15 protein-coding genes are annotated in these 17,639 nt (G+C 35.5%); 10 read left to right on the top strand and 5 right to left on the bottom strand.

The window, feature by feature from the left end; translation table 11 throughout:
- Positions 1 to 22 precede the first annotated feature (22 nt).
- The 5 genes from DFQ02_RS13015 to DFQ02_RS13000 all read right to left on the bottom strand — a co-directional run bounded on the left by DFQ02_RS13015 (position 23) and on the right by DFQ02_RS13000 (position 6,624).
- Complete coding sequence (locus DFQ02_RS13015) at positions 23 to 2,203, bottom strand: prolyl oligopeptidase family serine peptidase (RefSeq protein ID WP_116524885.1); 2,181 nt, start codon at positions 2,201 to 2,203, stop codon at positions 23 to 25.
- Between the two features lie 74 nt (positions 2,204 to 2,277).
- The gene (locus tag DFQ02_RS15235) at positions 2,278 to 2,418 is read right to left on the bottom strand and encodes a hypothetical protein (RefSeq protein ID WP_181896423.1); all 141 of its coding nucleotides are present in this window, start codon (positions 2,416 to 2,418) and stop codon (positions 2,278 to 2,280) included.
- A 97-nt stretch (positions 2,419 to 2,515) separates the two neighbouring features.
- Positions 2,516 to 4,084, bottom strand: a complete 1,569-nt coding sequence (locus DFQ02_RS13010; protein WP_181896422.1) for a helix-turn-helix domain-containing protein — start codon at positions 4,082 to 4,084, stop codon at positions 2,516 to 2,518.
- Between the two features lie 460 nt (positions 4,085 to 4,544).
- A complete protein-coding gene (locus tag DFQ02_RS13005) occupies positions 4,545 to 6,134 on the bottom strand; it encodes a T9SS type A sorting domain-containing protein (protein WP_116524883.1) in 1,590 nt (529 codons plus the stop codon).
- Positions 6,135 to 6,423: 289 nt separating this feature from the next.
- Positions 6,424 to 6,624: a hypothetical protein gene (locus DFQ02_RS13000; protein ID WP_147297784.1), complete on the bottom strand. Its 201-nt coding sequence runs from the start codon at positions 6,622 to 6,624 to the stop codon at positions 6,424 to 6,426.
- A gap of 385 nt (positions 6,625 to 7,009) precedes the next feature.
- Between DFQ02_RS13000 and DFQ02_RS12995 the strand changes: the two genes are divergently transcribed.
- From DFQ02_RS12995 to DFQ02_RS12945, 10 genes are all read left to right on the top strand, one after another.
- A complete protein-coding gene (locus DFQ02_RS12995; protein ID WP_116524881.1) occupies positions 7,010 to 7,741 on the top strand; it encodes a LytR/AlgR family response regulator transcription factor in 732 nt (243 codons plus the stop codon).
- A gap of 404 nt (positions 7,742 to 8,145) precedes the next feature.
- Positions 8,146 to 8,820 (top strand): response regulator, encoded by a 675-nt coding sequence (locus DFQ02_RS12990; RefSeq protein ID WP_116524880.1) that lies wholly within the window; start codon positions 8,146 to 8,148, stop codon positions 8,818 to 8,820.
- 140 nt (positions 8,821 to 8,960) lie between these two features.
- Complete coding sequence (locus tag DFQ02_RS12985; protein ID WP_116524879.1) at positions 8,961 to 10,229, top strand: hypothetical protein; 1,269 nt, start codon at positions 8,961 to 8,963, stop codon at positions 10,227 to 10,229.
- On the top strand, positions 10,207 to 10,560 hold the full coding sequence (locus DFQ02_RS12980) for a hypothetical protein (RefSeq protein WP_116524878.1): 354 nt from the start codon (positions 10,207 to 10,209) through the stop codon (positions 10,558 to 10,560). The genes DFQ02_RS12985 and DFQ02_RS12980 overlap by 23 nt, the downstream gene beginning before the upstream one ends.
- Positions 10,550 to 11,026, top strand: a complete 477-nt coding sequence (locus DFQ02_RS12975; protein ID WP_116524877.1) for a hypothetical protein — start codon at positions 10,550 to 10,552, stop codon at positions 11,024 to 11,026. The genes DFQ02_RS12980 and DFQ02_RS12975 overlap by 11 nt, the downstream gene beginning before the upstream one ends.
- Entirely contained in the window at positions 11,001 to 12,143 is a 1,143-nt protein-coding gene (locus tag DFQ02_RS12970; RefSeq protein WP_116524876.1) for a type II secretion system F family protein, read from the top strand. The genes DFQ02_RS12975 and DFQ02_RS12970 overlap by 26 nt, the downstream gene beginning before the upstream one ends.
- 11 nt (positions 12,144 to 12,154) lie before the next feature.
- Positions 12,155 to 12,583, top strand: a complete 429-nt coding sequence (locus DFQ02_RS12965; RefSeq protein WP_116524875.1) for a type IV pilin protein — start codon at positions 12,155 to 12,157, stop codon at positions 12,581 to 12,583.
- A gap of 479 nt (positions 12,584 to 13,062) precedes the next feature.
- A complete protein-coding gene (locus tag DFQ02_RS12955) occupies positions 13,063 to 14,472 on the top strand; it encodes a GspE/PulE family protein (protein ID WP_116524873.1) in 1,410 nt (469 codons plus the stop codon).
- A gap of 4 nt (positions 14,473 to 14,476) precedes the next feature.
- Complete coding sequence (locus DFQ02_RS12950; protein ID WP_116524872.1) at positions 14,477 to 16,402, top strand: type II secretion system protein GspD; 1,926 nt, start codon at positions 14,477 to 14,479, stop codon at positions 16,400 to 16,402.
- Positions 16,403 to 17,593, top strand: coding sequence for a hypothetical protein (locus tag DFQ02_RS12945; protein ID WP_116524871.1), 1,191 nt, complete (start codon positions 16,403 to 16,405; stop codon positions 17,591 to 17,593). It begins immediately after the preceding gene.
- Positions 17,594 to 17,639: the final 46 nt, after the last annotated feature.

Here is a 17,639-nt window from a genome sequence, read left to right as displayed (position 1 = left end):
GACATAATTAGGGAACACTTTGCTAGTCTTTTATCTTATGGTCGGTCTGCCAGAAGGCAAAGGCGAACATACGTGAGTAGGTGGCTATAGTTTCCTCAAAGGTATCACCGCCCTCGTGGCCCACGTTATAGTTTACGTCCAAAAAAACGGGAAGCCCTGAAGTAGAACACGCTTGTAGCTTAGCTGCAAATTTACCGGGTATCCATGGGTCTATACGGGAATCGTTATAACCCGCAATGACCAAAGCGGCCGGGTATTCGGATTTTGGCTTTAGATTGACATAGGGATCCATCTTGATAAGCCCCATACATTCTGTGGAATCCTTTGTGGTACCGTACTCCAAATAATTGCTGGCATTGTTGCTCCTGGCTTCATTACGCAACGGATTGAGCATTGGGGCTTCTGCTATAAATACCTTATACAGCTCTGGTCGTTCTACCATGGCCATTCCGGTGGCGACGGTTCCGGCACTGCTACTGTACAATACGGTTTTTTCCTTTGAGGTAAATTTATTGCTGATCAAATACTCGGTGCAGGCAATAAGGTCTTTCCATGAATTTGGTTTGGTGGTTTTCATCCCTTGTTCATGCCAGGAATCTCCTTTTTCACCACCGCCCCTGATATGGGGCACGGCTAGCACCCCTCCGTTTTTCACCCAATTAAGGAATATGGTCGAAAAGTATGGTGTGAGCGACTCTCCATAGGCACCATAGGCATATATCAGTGTTGGGGTTTGTCCATTAAATTCTATATCGCTTTGGTAAATTATGGACAGGGGAACTTGTACACCATCATGGGAGGTGACCTGAATTTCCTTTACTATAAGGTTGTCAAATTCAGGGTAGGTTCTGTTATTCGATAAAGGATCCAGGCTAAACGTGCCTCCGCTGAAGATGTATCGGGTATAGTTTGTGGTCCAACCATCGATATTGACATAGAGGTTTGGACTGTCCTTTGAACTGCTGTACAGGTCAATGGCCCCTGCTTGGTATGGAAGTTTAAGTTTGGTTTCCCGATTATCTTTATATTCATACAGATTGGCTTCCACCCCAAACCGGGATGTGGTAAAGTACAGGGCGTTATTGGCTACGTTCAATACATTGATCACCTCGTCCTTTTTTTCCGGCACTAAAACCTTGGATTGGTACGGGGGTTCCGCTTTTAAGCCAAAACTTGATATGGTACGGTTATCGGCATGTTTACCTGATACGAAAACAAATGCATCTTCCATAAAAAAGCCGTAGTCGGCAAAAATCTTTTCATCGGTACCATAAAAAGGTTTCCAATGCATATTTTCAGTTTCCAAATCTTCAATGGTCGTATAATAGGCCGACCAATAATTCTCTGATGAGGCTTTGTACCCTATGATATACTTATCGTTCTTAGACAATACTCTGGCTATTGGGATATCTTCTTTGGTAATGTACTGGTCCGATTCCGCCGAAAACACAATATGTCGCTTATTGGGGTCTTCCCCTAATTTGTACAGTACCGTACTGGAATTAAGCATATAAGCTTCATCATCAGGGTTTAATTCCGGGATATAGAGATACAGATAGCCACTGGAATCGGGAAGCCATGAAACGCCCAGATAGTATTCGGGTTCTGCATGGGTAATGATCTCTGGTAACGGTTTCCTGTTTTTTACATCTATGGTAATAAGTTCTGATCCCTTTATTCCGTTATAGGACAGGGACAACAGTACATATTGCCCTTCCCAGGATGGTTGTACATAACTTATTGTATACTCTCGGATCAGGTCTTTTTGGAATGTTGAGGGGTCAAAAAGTTCAACATCAATTGAACTTTCCCGTTGCCTGTAGAACAGTTTTTTAACCTGATCGTTTCCTTCACTTTTTAGAAAGAAGGCATGGCCATTATCTGAATATTTGATATTGGAAACCGATGGGCGTCCTTCACTATGGTAGCCCTTAATTTGGCTGGCTATCCTTTTCTGATCTTGAAGGACACTTAAATGCTTCTCAGCATAGGCATCCTGGGCCTTAAACCAATGTACAACGGCAGTATCTTTTAAATGTTCCAGATGCCTGTATTCATCCTTGATTACCGTACCGTAATAATTGTCTTCTGTTGAAGATTTATCGGTTTGCGGATAATCCTGAAAATGGTTTTGCTTGGTAAACCCTGAACAACCCAAAAAGGTGATTGCTATTGTGCAAAGAAGTATTTTAGTGTATTTCATATATGGAGCGTTTATAATTGAATTCCAGCACAAAACCTCCCTGTTGAGGCTATTGTGCTGAAAAAATGACTGGATTATCTTACGGTAGCCCTCCTAATTTTATCCCTTTCAATTGGACCATCTGCAACTCCTCCTAAAATGGTCTCGGGATTTTTGATTTCATTTTTTCTGTAATGTTTTAACGATAATTGTTCTTGTTTTGGTTTTGTCTTCATGATATTTAATATTTATTGGATTAATTTCAGGTTAAATGTAACAAAGCACTTCTTGCAATCCTTGTAACTGTGCCCCGCATTTATAAATTGGGGGAAATTATGTACTGTTCTCTTCCCTTAACTTGCCCAGAAAATAGGAGGGCTTGATCCCTGTCTTTTCCCTAAAGGCCTTTGAAAAGGAGTCCGCCGTTATGAACCCAAATTCATCGGCCAGTCCGTTAATGGAATATTTCAAATATTGATGGTCTTTCTTGATACTATTAATGGCATTGATGATCCGTTGGTCTTTTAAATAACTTGAAAAATTCATTTGCTTGTAATGGTTGATGATACTGGATAGATAGGATGAATTCGTATTGAAGGCCTTTGCCAGCGAATTGAGCGTTATGTCCTTGTCTAGATAGGCTTTATCGGCTTCGAACTGTTTTAACTGCTCCAAAACGGTATTTATGATATGCTCGGATATGTCCAGGGCAGGTTTTTCTTTTTTGGGTTTCGGTTCAGTCGTTTCAACAGGATCATTGTCCAATAGCTGCTGCAATCGCTTTTTGAATTTGCGGTGCCTGTGGTTGATATAGACTAGCAGTATTGCCAATATTATAAACGAAACTATGGCCAATATCTGTAATTGTTGCCGTTTATTTTTTAATTCGGTTGTCAGTAGTTGTTTTTCTTTTTTAAACCTAGGGATATCGTATTCCAACCGCACTTTATTGTTAACCGTTGTATAGTTCATGTCCAATGTGCTGTCAACGGCTATCAATTGGTCTATATAGTACAATTGTCGGTCTTTGTCCCCTTTATTACCGGCATCCTGGTACAGTTCGTTATATACCCCTTTTAGCTCGGGAAATGGATCCTGGATCGCTTGATGGACCGAATCTATTCTTTTGAAATAATCCATTTTTAGGGAATGGTCATTTTGGTAGTCGGCTATCTTGCCCAGCATATAATAACTATCGGAAAGCGTCAGCCCTGAATAATGTGATAGGAACTTTAACAGGGAATCCTGGGTCTGGGGGTATTTCTTTAGGTAATAATTGGCCGTAGCCTGTACTTTTCCCAGATCATAATAGGAAAGGGTATCGTTTATCGATCTTGCCTGTGACATGGCTCTGTTTGATACGACCAAGGCGGAATCGGGCTTATGGTTCCGGATGTAGGCCAGGGCCAGATTATTGGCGAACAGGATATAATCATCATAACGATCTACCATGTAGTTTGGGGTACTTGTTACGTCTGAATAATTGGTTTTGTAGATTTCCAGTGCTTCTTCGTGCAGGCCCCAGATGTTCTTTATAGCGGCAATGCCCATTGAAGCTTCAATCTGTAATGGTTTATAACCTTTAGCGTCAGCCCACTCACTGGCAATGATATAGTTGCCGATGGCCTTTTCGAAATCGGAACTGTAATAATACTGATTGGCCTTGAGCAAATAGCCGTTGGTTGGGTAGGCTTCATGGTCACTGGCTTTGGTAACCTCTATTACGGAATCACAATATTTTAGGTCGGTTTCCAAATCCTCCCAGGTAATAAAATATTGGTAGGCACGGGCCATTTCCAGATTGTTGTTCTCTGTTTTTGCTTTGTCGAGGTAATAGGTTCTGTAAATGGAAAGTCGTTCCAAATCCCCATTGTAAAGGGCGTCATCTGAAAGCTTTCCCAATTCTAGATATGATTTATTGGCAAGGGAATCTTGGGCATAATTCCAATGATGAGCCAGAAATATCAAAAATAAGGTTATAAAAAAAGGTGGAAACTTGATTTTGGAATTTGGGGTATATCTCATATTATAAACAGGCAAGGATAACTTTTACCGCCCTAGATACCCCAATACTAGGATTGATTGATTTAAATGTATTTTTATTTTGAGAACATATAAAATTAAACCTTTTATCTCATATTCTCAGCTACAAGTAATAAAATTCATTGAAATTTATACAATATTTCTGATGATTGGTAAAAAAATAAGATTAAACGGATTATTACAAATTTTTACGGTTGTATAACTCAACCTCAAAAGTCTTTTTAGTGTTATGGTTAATTTTAATGGCCTTATGAAGAAATCGGAAGGTCGTAATTCTTTAATGGTTACAACGGATTTAGTAAAGAAAATCTATTAAGTTCTATATTTTAAACACCTTTTTGGTTACAAATTTTCCATCTGGAGTTCGAACGCTAACAAAATAAACACCTCTGGTTCCATTAATTTTGAAATTAATCCTATCTGTATTTTTATAATCTTTGTTAAATATTTGTTTTCCTAAAACATCTGTTATATATATTTTAATATTGGAAAAATTCTCGCCTAACTCCAAGTTATAGTGGCCACTGCTGGGATTGGGAAATATGTTTATTACATTACCAAATGTATTTTCGAAAATCCCTAATCCTGGAGAAATCTCAAATGAATAAACGGCTCCTATAAAGTTTATATTATCTGAGGCTAATCTTGCTCCAACAACCAAATCATCATTATTAACAAACAGTGCTCCCCCAAATTCACCACCAAGTGCTCTATCGGACGCCACTAACTTTTGGGCATTACCCCAAAGGTTTGAATCATTTTCATAAACATAAACTGAGCCAGAACTAGGGATCGAATTCATTTCACTGGCATCCTCGTCATCATCATCTGCTCCAACAAAAATATATTCATCGCTTATGCCAACCGCAATACCATAATGATCGTCGACACTCCTATTAGTAGCGGTCATTTTTTTTACTAGTTGCCAAATATCATTTGTATCCCTTTTAAAAATATAAGCGGCACCTGAATCGCTTAAAGTATTACTGTCATTATCATCTTCATCTTCAAAAGGTGTACCCACAATTATTATATCTCCGTTGATAGATAAGCTCCAACCAAATTGATCATCTATTGCTCTGTCTGAGGCAACCAGCTTTTGAGTTTCTTGCCAAATACCATTGGAATCGCGCTTAAAAACATATACTGCTCCAGCGGCTTCAACATTATTTTGACCAGCAGCATCTTTTTCCTCCCTAATTGCAGCTACAGCTAAATAATCACCGCTCACAGCAACGTTTTCACCAAAGTAGCTTACAGAACCTGCTCTATCTGAAGCTTCAAGAACCTGTTTTTCCTGCCATACATCAAACTCGTCTTTTTCGAATTGAAATACAGCACCTGCATTTTGTGCTACCGCACCAACGCCGTCATGTATTATTGCGCCTACATATATAAAATTTCCATTAATAGTAACGGACCTACCAAAATTGTCCCCAGCATTCCTGTTTGACTGAATTAACTTCTGTATAAAATTCCAGTTTCCATTGATATCCCTTTTATAAACATATACTGCACCTGCCCCTCCTTTGAAATTCTGACCAGATGCATCTAGAGAATGGTGATATGCCCCAATAATCACATAGTTCCCATTAACAGAAACTGAATTTCCAAAGTAATCTCCCTCCGCTCTATCTGGCGCTACAATTTTCTGAACAAAAACCCAACTTCCATTTGTATCCCGTTCGTAAATATAAGCTGCTCCAGCACCTAATAGATAATTTTGGCCATTTTCATCATATGTGCTAACATAAGCACCGACAACCATATAGTTCCCATCAGTCGAAACTTCATCACCAAAAAGTTCATTGGCCATTGGACTCGATGAAATGTTTTTCTGTACCTCTTCCCAGGGTTGTGAATACAAGGGGCTTATAAAAAAAAGCAATAGTAAAAGTGTAGGTCTCATGATATGGTTTTTAATTTATATTTTTCAATTAACGCCTTTGTTGGCATCAAGAATTGTTATGACTTATTTCAATTTATTTTTTCAAATCGTTAGGGCTCAAGAAATAAAACATAGTCTAAAAGTATAAAAATTACCCTAAACCATTTAGCGTTTTACCGTACATTTTAGAAATTTCAATTTATATTCTTTAAATAATCTTGAACCAAGCCATGTTTTATTTATTACTAAGCCATGTTTTATTTATTACTATAAAATAGATTATTTCAGTTATAAATCATTGACCTTGATTTTAAAGATATTTGATGAGTTCCCTGAATTTTATACACAAGTTACCATATAATGCATGATAAGTCGTTTCATCTATGGACACATAATCGTCCCATTCCTCTAAATCCGTTAACACTTCATCCCATTCGGAAAACCTGAAAACCATAAAATCGTATCTACCTGAAAACATTAGGGTTTCCAAGGACACTTTATATAATTCCATTGCCTTCTTATTTGCAGCTAGGATATATTCCAATTCTGTTGTATACATAAAACCTTAATCTGATTTTAAAATTTTGGTTAAAAAACGATTTTCATAATATTACCCGTTTAAGGGTATTTATAAAAAGTCAATTTTCATCTATTTATATTTTATTGTTTTTTATAGGTCAGATGTAATTCGCCAATAATCATTTCGGTTGGTATCAACTTCTTGTTATGGCTCATTTCATAAAAACAATATCTAGAATAAAATTAACTTAATTTTTTACCAAATCCCTTTAATTCCTTCAATTTGGGTGATTTACACTAAAACAATAGGGGCAAAACCTCACTTTGGTTCAGTTGTTACTAAATAAATTTGTTTTGCACTATAAATTTTATTGATTTTGACTGATTATCTAATAATTGAAAACTCATCTGTGATAGCTGATAAAATTATCGACATTATAAGTGATTTTCCAGAGTTTAACTGTGTTGGCTATTTTCAAAACCATGATGAATCCATGGATGTGATATTGCGAGATATGCCTAACCTAATTTTCATCAATATCGACATGACCATTAACGGCAACACCCCTTTTGGATTGGTAAATGAGTTAAAGCAGTATTTAAAAAACGACACCGAGTTAATAGCTATTTCCACTTCCAAGGAAAAATCTTATGAAGCCATTAAAATGGGTTTTTTTGATTACCTAATTAGTCCCATCATTGATTTAGATATTAGAAAGGCAATTATCAAGTTTAAAAAAAAACATCCTACTAAAGTACGTAAAACCATTTGCTTAAAATCTTATAATGATTACCAGTATTTAAACGTTGATGAGATTCTATTTTTAAGAGCCGATAGCAATACCACAGATTTTCATATGGATGATGGCAGTGTTATAAACGGCTTTAAAACACTCAGAACATTTGAATCCATATTACCGGAAAACTTTTTACGGATCCATAGAAGCTATATCATAAACTGCAATTGGGTATCAAAAGTAAGCTATGGAAACTCAAAATGTACCATTAAAAAACCCCATCATCATATTCCTTTTAGCAAGTCTTATTTAAGCAATGTACAGCAAATGATCAAGTCATTATCCCCAGTAAGTGAAGTAGGATTAAATTAACGTTTGCACTCAAAACTTACCATTCTGCTCATAGAACCGTACCATCCACTAAAAGCTACACTTAAAATTAGTATAATTTAGTTTTTCATTAATACATTTATCTGGGTTTACAATTGGAAAAACTGGTTTATGAACCAGCCTAATTTATGATTTCATTGATTATTTGTCAGCACATAAAATATACTATTAGGTTCACGTTTCGTAAAACAAAAACCATTTAAAAGTTATATTTGTAAGAAATAATTGATTTTTTTAATTTTATTTCTTACTTTTCGCTCCCTTTTAAATCAAAATTTAAAAAATTTCCATATTTAAGGCTTAGTATGTCCGTAACATTTTAGGCTATAACCCTCATAAAGGATTTAGAATTATTAATAGCACTTAACAATTTAAAGTCATGCATTATGAATCCATCCCTCAAGGTTTTAATAATAGAAGATGAGCCTTTAACTGTAGATTCCTACCTAACCGCATTAAAAACAGTTTCAGTTAACATAGGTATTTTATTTGATGTAAAAATTGCCCACAATTGTGATGATGCAATATCAGAAATCAATAAAGCCAAGACCAAGGATCGTATTGATATTGCCTTATTGGACATACGGTTACCGAGATCCAAAAAAGGTAATTTTTTATGTGGCGAAGATTTGGGCATTAAGTTAAAAAGAGTATTTGGGCATATTAAAATAATTGTCTTAACTGGTCATGGGAACCCCTATAGAACATCGAGTATCATGAAAAACCTAAACCCAGATGGGCTATTGATAAAAAGTGATCTAACCATGGAAGTATTAATAGATTCTATAAAAACGGTCGTTTCGGGATCTACGAAGTATAGCCAAACCGTTATCCAGAATTTTCGTAAACAGTCGACCCACGACTTTTTTGTTGATAATATTGACAGAAAACTATTGTTTGAACTTTCTAAAGGCACTAAAATGAGTGAATTACCAAGTGTTATCCCGCTCTGTTCAACCGCATTGGATAGAAGGAAACGCCTAATGAAAGAAATTTTTAATATTACGGATAAAGGAGACCGGGGGTTGTTGGAATTTGCACGGGAAAAAGGATTCATTTGAGTACTTCTAGTTTTAAATCAATTTTGTAATAATTAGATGAATCTCCTCTACAATTGACAGGCATAACCACAATTGTTTTATATCAATCTTTTGTAGGTTTAGTTGCCTTTTCAAAAATTAACATCAACCATATTTAGAAATTGGAAAATACAATATCAAATAAAAATAAAGAGAAGATTTATATAAATGGAGGGGCACTCACTAATGCCATATTTATTTGTTTGATTGTCTCTGTTTTTATGGGAGTCTTGGTTTTGATTTCCCATTACCAAAATTATATAAATGATGAATTACATTACTATGAGGAAGCCATAAGTAGAAACACTTCAGCCTTTAATTATTTTTTAGGCAATTCTGAAAAAACACCTTATAATAAAATAGAGCCTTTTGATGTTTTCGATGATAGTATTTTATCATATTTAGAGAAAAAACATTGGGGGTTTTATGATATTCTAATTAGTAGGACACCTTGTAATAAGGACACTATTTCCAAGATCGCATTAGTTGGGCAAAAAAACACATCTAAAAATAATTTGGCCTTATACTTAACGGATTATGACAAGCCGTTAAAATTATCGGGGAACACTAAAATTTTAGGCCAAATTTATGTGCCCAATGGAAAAGTCGATCAAGCCTACATAAATGGAGCCAATGGAAATAATGTCAAACAAATAGGGATTAAAAAAAAGTCCGAAGACAAATTCCCCAAACTAGAAAAAGAACCGGTTTTTGATTATTCCAATAGTAAAACGACTCTCTTTAAACATCTCGATACCAATACTACAATAATCAACAAATTTGACCAAGAAACTAAAGTAATTGATGTCAATGGCACTTTAGATATTAAGGACATCTCTTTAAAAGGCAATATTGTACTGATCTCCAAAGACTCACTTCAAATAGACCATACTGCCAAATTAGAGGATGTATTGGTAGTCGCACCAAAAGTCGGTGTGTCCTCGGGATTCAAAGGGAATCTCCAAATTCTTGCCAGTGAGCGGGTTAATCTTGAAGAGGATGTATTGCTATATTATCCTTCAAGTATATACTTAAACAGTATAGATGAGCGCCCTGTAACCATTAACATAAATAAAAACTCAAAGGTAATAGGTGGTATCGTGATAAATGGCAAAACCAAACTTGGGGTAGCAAATAGAACCCTAACTCTTTATGAAAACGCATTGGTGGTCGGAACCGTTTATTGCAATGGTAGCTCCCAAATAAAGGGTACGGTTATAGGAAGTATTTATACCAATGGGATACACCTTAAAACCAAATCTTCCAACTACGAAAACATCATTCTTAATGCAACAATAAACAGGGACAGCCTCCCAGAAAATTTTGTAGGGCCATACCTATTCGATAAAACCATGAACCAAGATAATTATGCCATTGTTAAAGAATTTTAAAATATTAAAAGCTTCGTCCATCGCCGAATCGGTCATTGCCATATCGATAATATCTATATGTGCTTTAGTGGCCTTTGTGGTCTATCTAAATGTTGTAAGATTAAAGAAGCCCCTATTATTCTTTGCTGCAAAGCACAAAATAAATGCCATTGTGGAGCAAAATATTTCGAAACAAGATTATGAGGATGACTCTTATAGTTTTAAAGGATATACCATAGACAAAAAAGTGGAAACAAATAAACTGGAGAACACGGCTAGTATAACATTCTCCATTAAGATAAATGATAAGACCTATACCAGTAAAAAACTGATACCCTATCATGAAGAATAAACGGCTAAATGCTTTTACCATTTTAGAAGCACTAATAGGGCTTATGCTAATGGGTATTATTATAAGTACTACTTATACATTGTTCAATGTAATGAACAAGCAATTATCCCTTTTGAGTCATGAAAACACACAGGTGTTGGAATATAACCTGTTCAATTCAACAATACTGGGAGATATACATAAAGCCAATGATTTTTATGTTCTGGAAGATAAACTTGTTCTAAATAATTATGATGAAAGTACAATAAGGTACGCCATAAACAAGCAACATATCACAAGACAAAGCACTATTAAAATAGATACGTTCAACATTCCCGTGACGCATTATAGATTTCCTTATCAAAAGAACAATAATGACTTTTTAAGAATAACGCTTAACATTCTTGGCGACAAGCTAGAGACCAATTATTTTTTAAAAAAAGATAATGCCCAAATAATAAATGCCACATATTTTAATGAAAATTGAAGCTGCTACATATAACATTAAGACCAATAAGCGTAAAGATCTTTTAAAAACAGATTTTAACTTCTCCTTGCCAATATTCAAAAAAATCTCCGACAAGCAGAAGGAGGAACTATATAGGGAATTTTCAACGCTTATAAAGGCAGGCGTAGATTTCAATCAGGCTTTGACAATTCTAACCAATCAACAGAAATCCAAATTTTTAAAGACTATTTATAAAAAGATCAACAATGACGTTGTCAAGGGAAAGTCATTACATGAAGCTATTGCCAATTACAATTACTTTTCCCCTTATGAGTACCATAGTATAAAAATAGGAGAAGACACCAGACGTTTATCGGAGATATTTGATCAACTGCAATTATTTTTTTCTAGGAAGATCAAAATGAAACGTCAGGTCATTTCTGTACTGGCCTACCCCATATTTGTGCTGGCAATAACTTTGGCCGTCCTGTACTTTATGCTAAATTTTGTAGTTCCCATGTTTTCATCGGTATTCCAGCATTTCGGCAAGGACTTACCCAAAATAACACAATTTGTGGTTGATGTTTCCAATCATTTCAACACCATTTTAATTAGTGTAGTAGGTGTTGCATTGGTTGCCTTTATCGGGCATAAACTATTAAAAAACAAAGATACCTATAAAAGGTTTCTGGCTAAAGTATTGTTAAAAATACCTTACTTGGGAAACTTGGTCAAAAAAGTATATCTGGCAAGATTTTGTCAGTCATTTAGCTTGTTGTTATCGGCCAAAGCACCATTAATTACTGCTTTGGAACTAACCGAAAAGATGATTTCATTCCACCCCCTTAAGGTTACTTTAACCCATGCCAAGAGCGATGTACTTAAAGGGGAAACTTTGGCAGAAAGTTTAGGTAAACATAATTTTTTCTCTTCTAAAATTATATCGTTGACCCATATCGGGGAACAAATAAACGAATTGGATTCTATGTTCGACGGTTTGGCCAAACAATACAATGACGAAGTCGATTATTCGACCAAACTAATGGGTACCATTTTGGAACCTGTAATGATTTTGTTAATTGGTAGTATTGTTGGATTTATCATGATTGCCATGTACTCACCAATGTTCAATTTGAGTAAAATTCTTGAAAACTAAATATACAGTATATGAAAAAAAAAGTTAAAAAACAGCATTTCAGGAAAGGGTATTTAAAAGCCTATTCCATGTCCGAAATTTTAGTAGTACTTTGTATTATCGGAATACTAATCTATTTAGTAGTTCCCAACCAAACCGCAGTAGTTTCCAGTGCTAAAGCCATCGAGGCCCAGAACATGCTAAGCATGGTTCATGGCTTGGAAAAAAGCCATTTCTATCGTCACTCAAAATACACTTCCGATTTCGATGCATTGGGGTTTGAAGAAGCCCTGACCATAGATAAAGGAGGACAGGCCGTATATAAAATTGAGATAGTTGAAGCTTCACTTAATACCTTTAAAGTAACCGCTACGGCATTACAGGATTTTGATGGGGATGGGATTTACAATACTTGGCAAATAGATCAGGATAGACAGCTAAAAGAAATTGTTAAAGACTAATGGGGTTGACGGCTACAATCATATTGATAGGTGTCTTGGTGCTAGTCTTCATCCAGGATTTTAAAAACCGAGCTATACATGTTATGCTACCAATTGGTCTATTGTTAGCCGCATTGGTAGTTAATTATACCTCCAACCATTTACGACTCTTGGATATTGCCTACAATATCCTATTTGTTTTGATCAACCTTTTTGGACTTATGCTGTACTTATCATTTAAAGAGAAACATTTTATTAACCCTATTGACACCTATTTAGGGTTAGGGGACATTGTTTTTTTTCTCGCCGTAACACCACTTTTTAATTTTAAGTCATTCATCCTGTTTTTCATTTTCGGATTATTGTTCTCATTACTCCTGCATATTGGATTAAAATGGATGATAAAAATAAATTCAATTCCTCTTGCCGGCTATTTGTCCCTGTTTCTAATGCTGATTATTGTAGACAGGCATTTGTTAAAAATAAATCCTTTTTTTTAGATGTCCACTGAAAATTTAACACATATTCACCTTCCTGTAGAATTGCAACAATCCATAAGTTCAGAGATTGCTAATTACTATTCTATAATCCCAAAAGAAATTGCCGAAAATGCCCATGTTTTTTATATCGATGACACCAGAGTACCTGAACAAGATACCATTATACAAGAACTAAATTTAATTCTTGACAAAGCCATAACACTAGAGCCTGTAAATGCATTAACTATCAAAAAAACACTTTCTATTTACTATAGAAATGATAGTGATAATTCCAGATTGGTGTCTTACAAGAATGATTTTTTAGAAGATCTAATTTTTGAGGCCAAAAATATAAATGCTAGTGATATCCACATTGAAGTTTATGAAAATGAAGCCAGGGTTCGATTACGGATAGATGGGCACCTTATTGAGAAGAACCATATCAAAAAAGAAAACTATCTGGAGTTGATCAACCAGATCAAAATAAAATCAAATTTAGATATTACCGAAAAACGATTGCCTCAGGACGGAAGAATTGAATACGACGATTTCGATATCAGGGTATCCATACTACCAACGCATCATGGAGAAAAAGTAGTAATGCGGATATTGGGCAGGGATGCATCACATTTGGACATTAACAAGCTTGGACTGGAAAAGGATGATGTGCAATTATATCTGGAAGCTGTAAAAAAAACCAATGGTATCGTTTTGATCAGTGGACCTACAGGCTCGGGAAAAACCACGACCTTATATGCAACCTTAAAATATTTAAATGATATTAAACGTAATATTGTTACTGTTGAAGATCCTATTGAATATACCCTCAAAGGCATAAACCAAGTTCAATTAAAGGAAAATATCGGGCTAACCTTCACCTCTGCTTTACGCTCCTTTTTAAGACAGGATCCGGATATTATTATGTTAGGGGAAATCAGGGATGCTCAAACTGCACAAATGGCCATTCGAGCCTCTTTAACCGGACATTTGGTATTGTCTACTATTCATACCAATTCGGCCATTGGAACGATCTCAAGATTAACAGATATGGGGGTGCCTTCATTTTTAATAGCGGAAACCTTAAATATATCCGTAGCCCAGAGGCTAGTAAGGATCCTTTGCGAATCCTGTAAGAAAGAAACAGAGTTCAGATCTTTGGTTTTACCCAGATCATTTAAAACAGATATAAAAATAAGCTCTCATCACATTCCTATAGGTTGTAGCGAATGCCATTACACAGGTTATAGAGGAAGGCGGGCCATTTATGAAATACTTCCCATAACATTGGATGTAGCAGAAGCCATCAAAAATAATAGTATCAAACAGGCCAATTTTATCAAGAACGAAAGATTATCGGATAAGGCCTTTGATCTATTGCTAAAAGGATATACCTCCTTGGAGGAAATCTATCCCTTATTAATTAATTTATAAACCTATGCTTAAGCCACCTCTCCATATTATCATTTTTATTCTTTCTGTCAATTTATGTTTTTCACAAAATAAGATTGATGTTTTTACCAAAAAAATTGATGAACTTGCTCAGGTCAAAAAAGGATTAAATGATAATGTCAGGATTGATTTATCCGGGTTAACATTATACGACTTTATCAATGCCATAGCCGAAGAGCATGAATTAAACATTAGTGTAGATGTTAATCTTAACCAATTGGTAACCAGTAATTTTTATGATGTCAATGTTAAGGACGTGTTCCTGTTCCTGATCCAAAAACATAAGCTAGAAGTGGATGTTGTAAACAACATTTTGGTTTTCAATGAAAAACCAAAAGAAGTCATTGTTGAACTACCAAAACCTTTAAAAAAAATAGACGTCTCATTTAATGATAAAAACAATTTTTTGTCCATAAAGCTAAAAAACGATTCCTTGCCAAGGGTTGCCCAAGCCATAACAGATGCTTCCAAACGTAATGTTGTTCTGGCCCCTGAAATCAAAGGCGAAAAAGTGTCTGCCTATATTTTGAACAGACCAATCGACGAAGTTCTTGAAATGATGGCTAAATCAAATAGCCTTGTTCTCTCCAAGGACGAAAACGACAACTATTTTCTTGAAAAGGATATTGCTCAGCAACAAGTTCCAACATCCAATGTACAGACCAACAGGAACAGACGTACCACAACAGGAAGAAATAATCCAGTTAAGGGTGCCAAAGGCAACTTCAATATCGAACTAACCCCACAAGGTTTTCTAAAAGTTAAGGCTCTTGAGGCTGATGCGGCAGATATTATTATGGATGCTGCCGAAAAACTGAATATCAACTATTTTATGTACAACACGCCTGTTGGAGTTAACTCCACTTTGCTGGCAACAAGTATAACTTTTGATAACTTGCTTAACCACCTTTTCAAGGGCGAAAATTATACATATAAGATTGTGGACGGCCTATATTTAATAGGAGAGCACAGAACGGAAGGGTTACGCATGGCAGAGTTGGTTCAGTTGGAAAACCGTACCATAGAAAATGTTTTAACGACCTTACCCAGTGCCCTAACAGAGAACTTGGAAATAAAAGAGTTTATAGAGTTAAACGGCTTTGTGGTCTCTGGTTCAAAAACCCATATTCAGGAGTTTAAAGACTACATTTATGAAATAGACACCGTTGTTCCCGTTATCCAAATTGAAGTCATCATTGTCCAATACCGGAAATCCTATGAGATACAAACAGGTATACAGGCCGGTTTAACTACTGAACCCAACCCTACTTCAGGGGTACTTTTTCCAACATCCGACGTATCTCTCAATGCCAATTCGGTTAACAGTCTTATTGACGCCTTTAATGGTCTGGGTATTGTTAACCTTGGGAAGGTGTCTGAAAAATTTTATTTGAACCTGAAAGCACTCGAGAATAATTCGCTCATAAAGCTATCATCCACACCAAAATTGGTTACTTTAAACGGGCATGATGCCACCTCTTCCATAGGAGAAACCAGCTATTATTTTGAACAGAACAATAGACTGATCAATTCGGGCATCAATAACAATATTCTCCAATCGGGAACGTGGAAGTCTACTGAGGCTAACTTAAGCATCAATATCAAACCATTTGTTTCTAAAGACGAGAACGTCACCCTTACTATTTCGGTAGAAAAAAGTTCTTTTTTAGGAAGAGCAGGTGAAGATGCCCCACCAGGAAAAGCAACGCAAAAATTTGAGTCCTTGGTTCGGGTTAAAAATAACGAAATGGTATTACTGGGCGGGCTGGACGAACTTGAAAACGAAAACTCAGGAACTGGAACCCCATTAGTTTCAAGAATACCACTAATCAAATGGTTATTTAGTGGTAGAACGAAGCGAAAGGAAAAATCCAAACTTCATATTTTTATTAAACCTACAGTTACTTATTAAATGATTTCCAAAATAAAAAATAGTATAAAGTTTAAGACCAAAGATTATTATGTTTTGGGAATAACCCAAACATCCAATGGTCAATCATTATATAAATTGCTCGAAATTCAATTAAAGCAAGATGAGTTATTTGTTATAAACCGATTCTGTTCAGAAGATTTTGACGAGATTATTGAGAAACACCTAGGAAAAGATTGTCCAATAGTATTGCATATTGATGGTAGCAACATCGTAAATAAGAGCATTGAAAATAAAACTGGGTATAGAAACGAATTGGTGTTTAAAGGCAACCTAAATGATTTTTATTTTTACGAATACAAACAAAATAGTGAGGTTTTTGCTTCGGTTTCAAGGCGGCAACATGTTCATGGTCTGCTTGAACAAATTAAAGGTAAGGGTTTTTTTGTAGTACACCTGTCTATAGGACCTTTTGTTTTGGCAAATCTTTTTAAGTTCCTAAAACAGGATGATACCGTTTCCTTATCAAACCTTACTCTAAACATTAAAAACGGCCAACTGGTAAGTTTTAAAAATGGATCTATCGATAATAAGGCATACATTATAAATGGTGACCGTTTTGATGCATGGGAACTCCCCCTTTTAGCATCATTTTTCGATTATACGTTCCCCATGCCATCCATTGAATTCAATCAGGACTTTTTATTAGAGAGTAAAACGGAGTACAAATTCAAAAAATGGTTTAGGGTCGCTGGCATCTTTTGCCTTGCCTTTATATTAGGTTCACTTACTATCAGCCATTTTCTAATGGATAGCTACACTTCAAAACTATCAGACAAAAGAACCAGACACGCCATCACCCAAAATACGCTCTCGGAAATAAATGCACTAAAGCAAAAAAAGGAATTAAAGGAAAAAATCCTAATGAACAATGGCATGAACAACAAAAGCTTTATAACAAAATATATAGCCGATATAGGGAATTCAACACTTCCAGGCATAACACTTAATGCTATTAACATTATGCCATTGACCAAAAAAATAAAGCCCGAAAAAAAAATTGACTATACTATTAATACCATTATCCTAAAGGGAGAAGTAACTAATGATAACATTTTTAATGAATGGGTCAAAAAGCTGGAACAGCTAACCTGGAAAGAAAAAATCAGTATTGATGACTATATCCAAGAAACCAAAAATGTTAATGTATTTACCATAAAAATTATCATATAGTTTTGTTTAGTCACATGACATATAAACGTAAGTTCTATGCAATTTT

The organism is Seonamhaeicola aphaedonensis, assembly GCF_003386195.1.
Lineage (GTDB): Bacteria > Bacteroidota > Bacteroidia > Flavobacteriales > Flavobacteriaceae > Seonamhaeicola > Seonamhaeicola aphaedonensis.
Note: the sequence above shows the minus strand (reverse complement) of the source record. Positions and strands in the feature narration are given on the sequence as shown.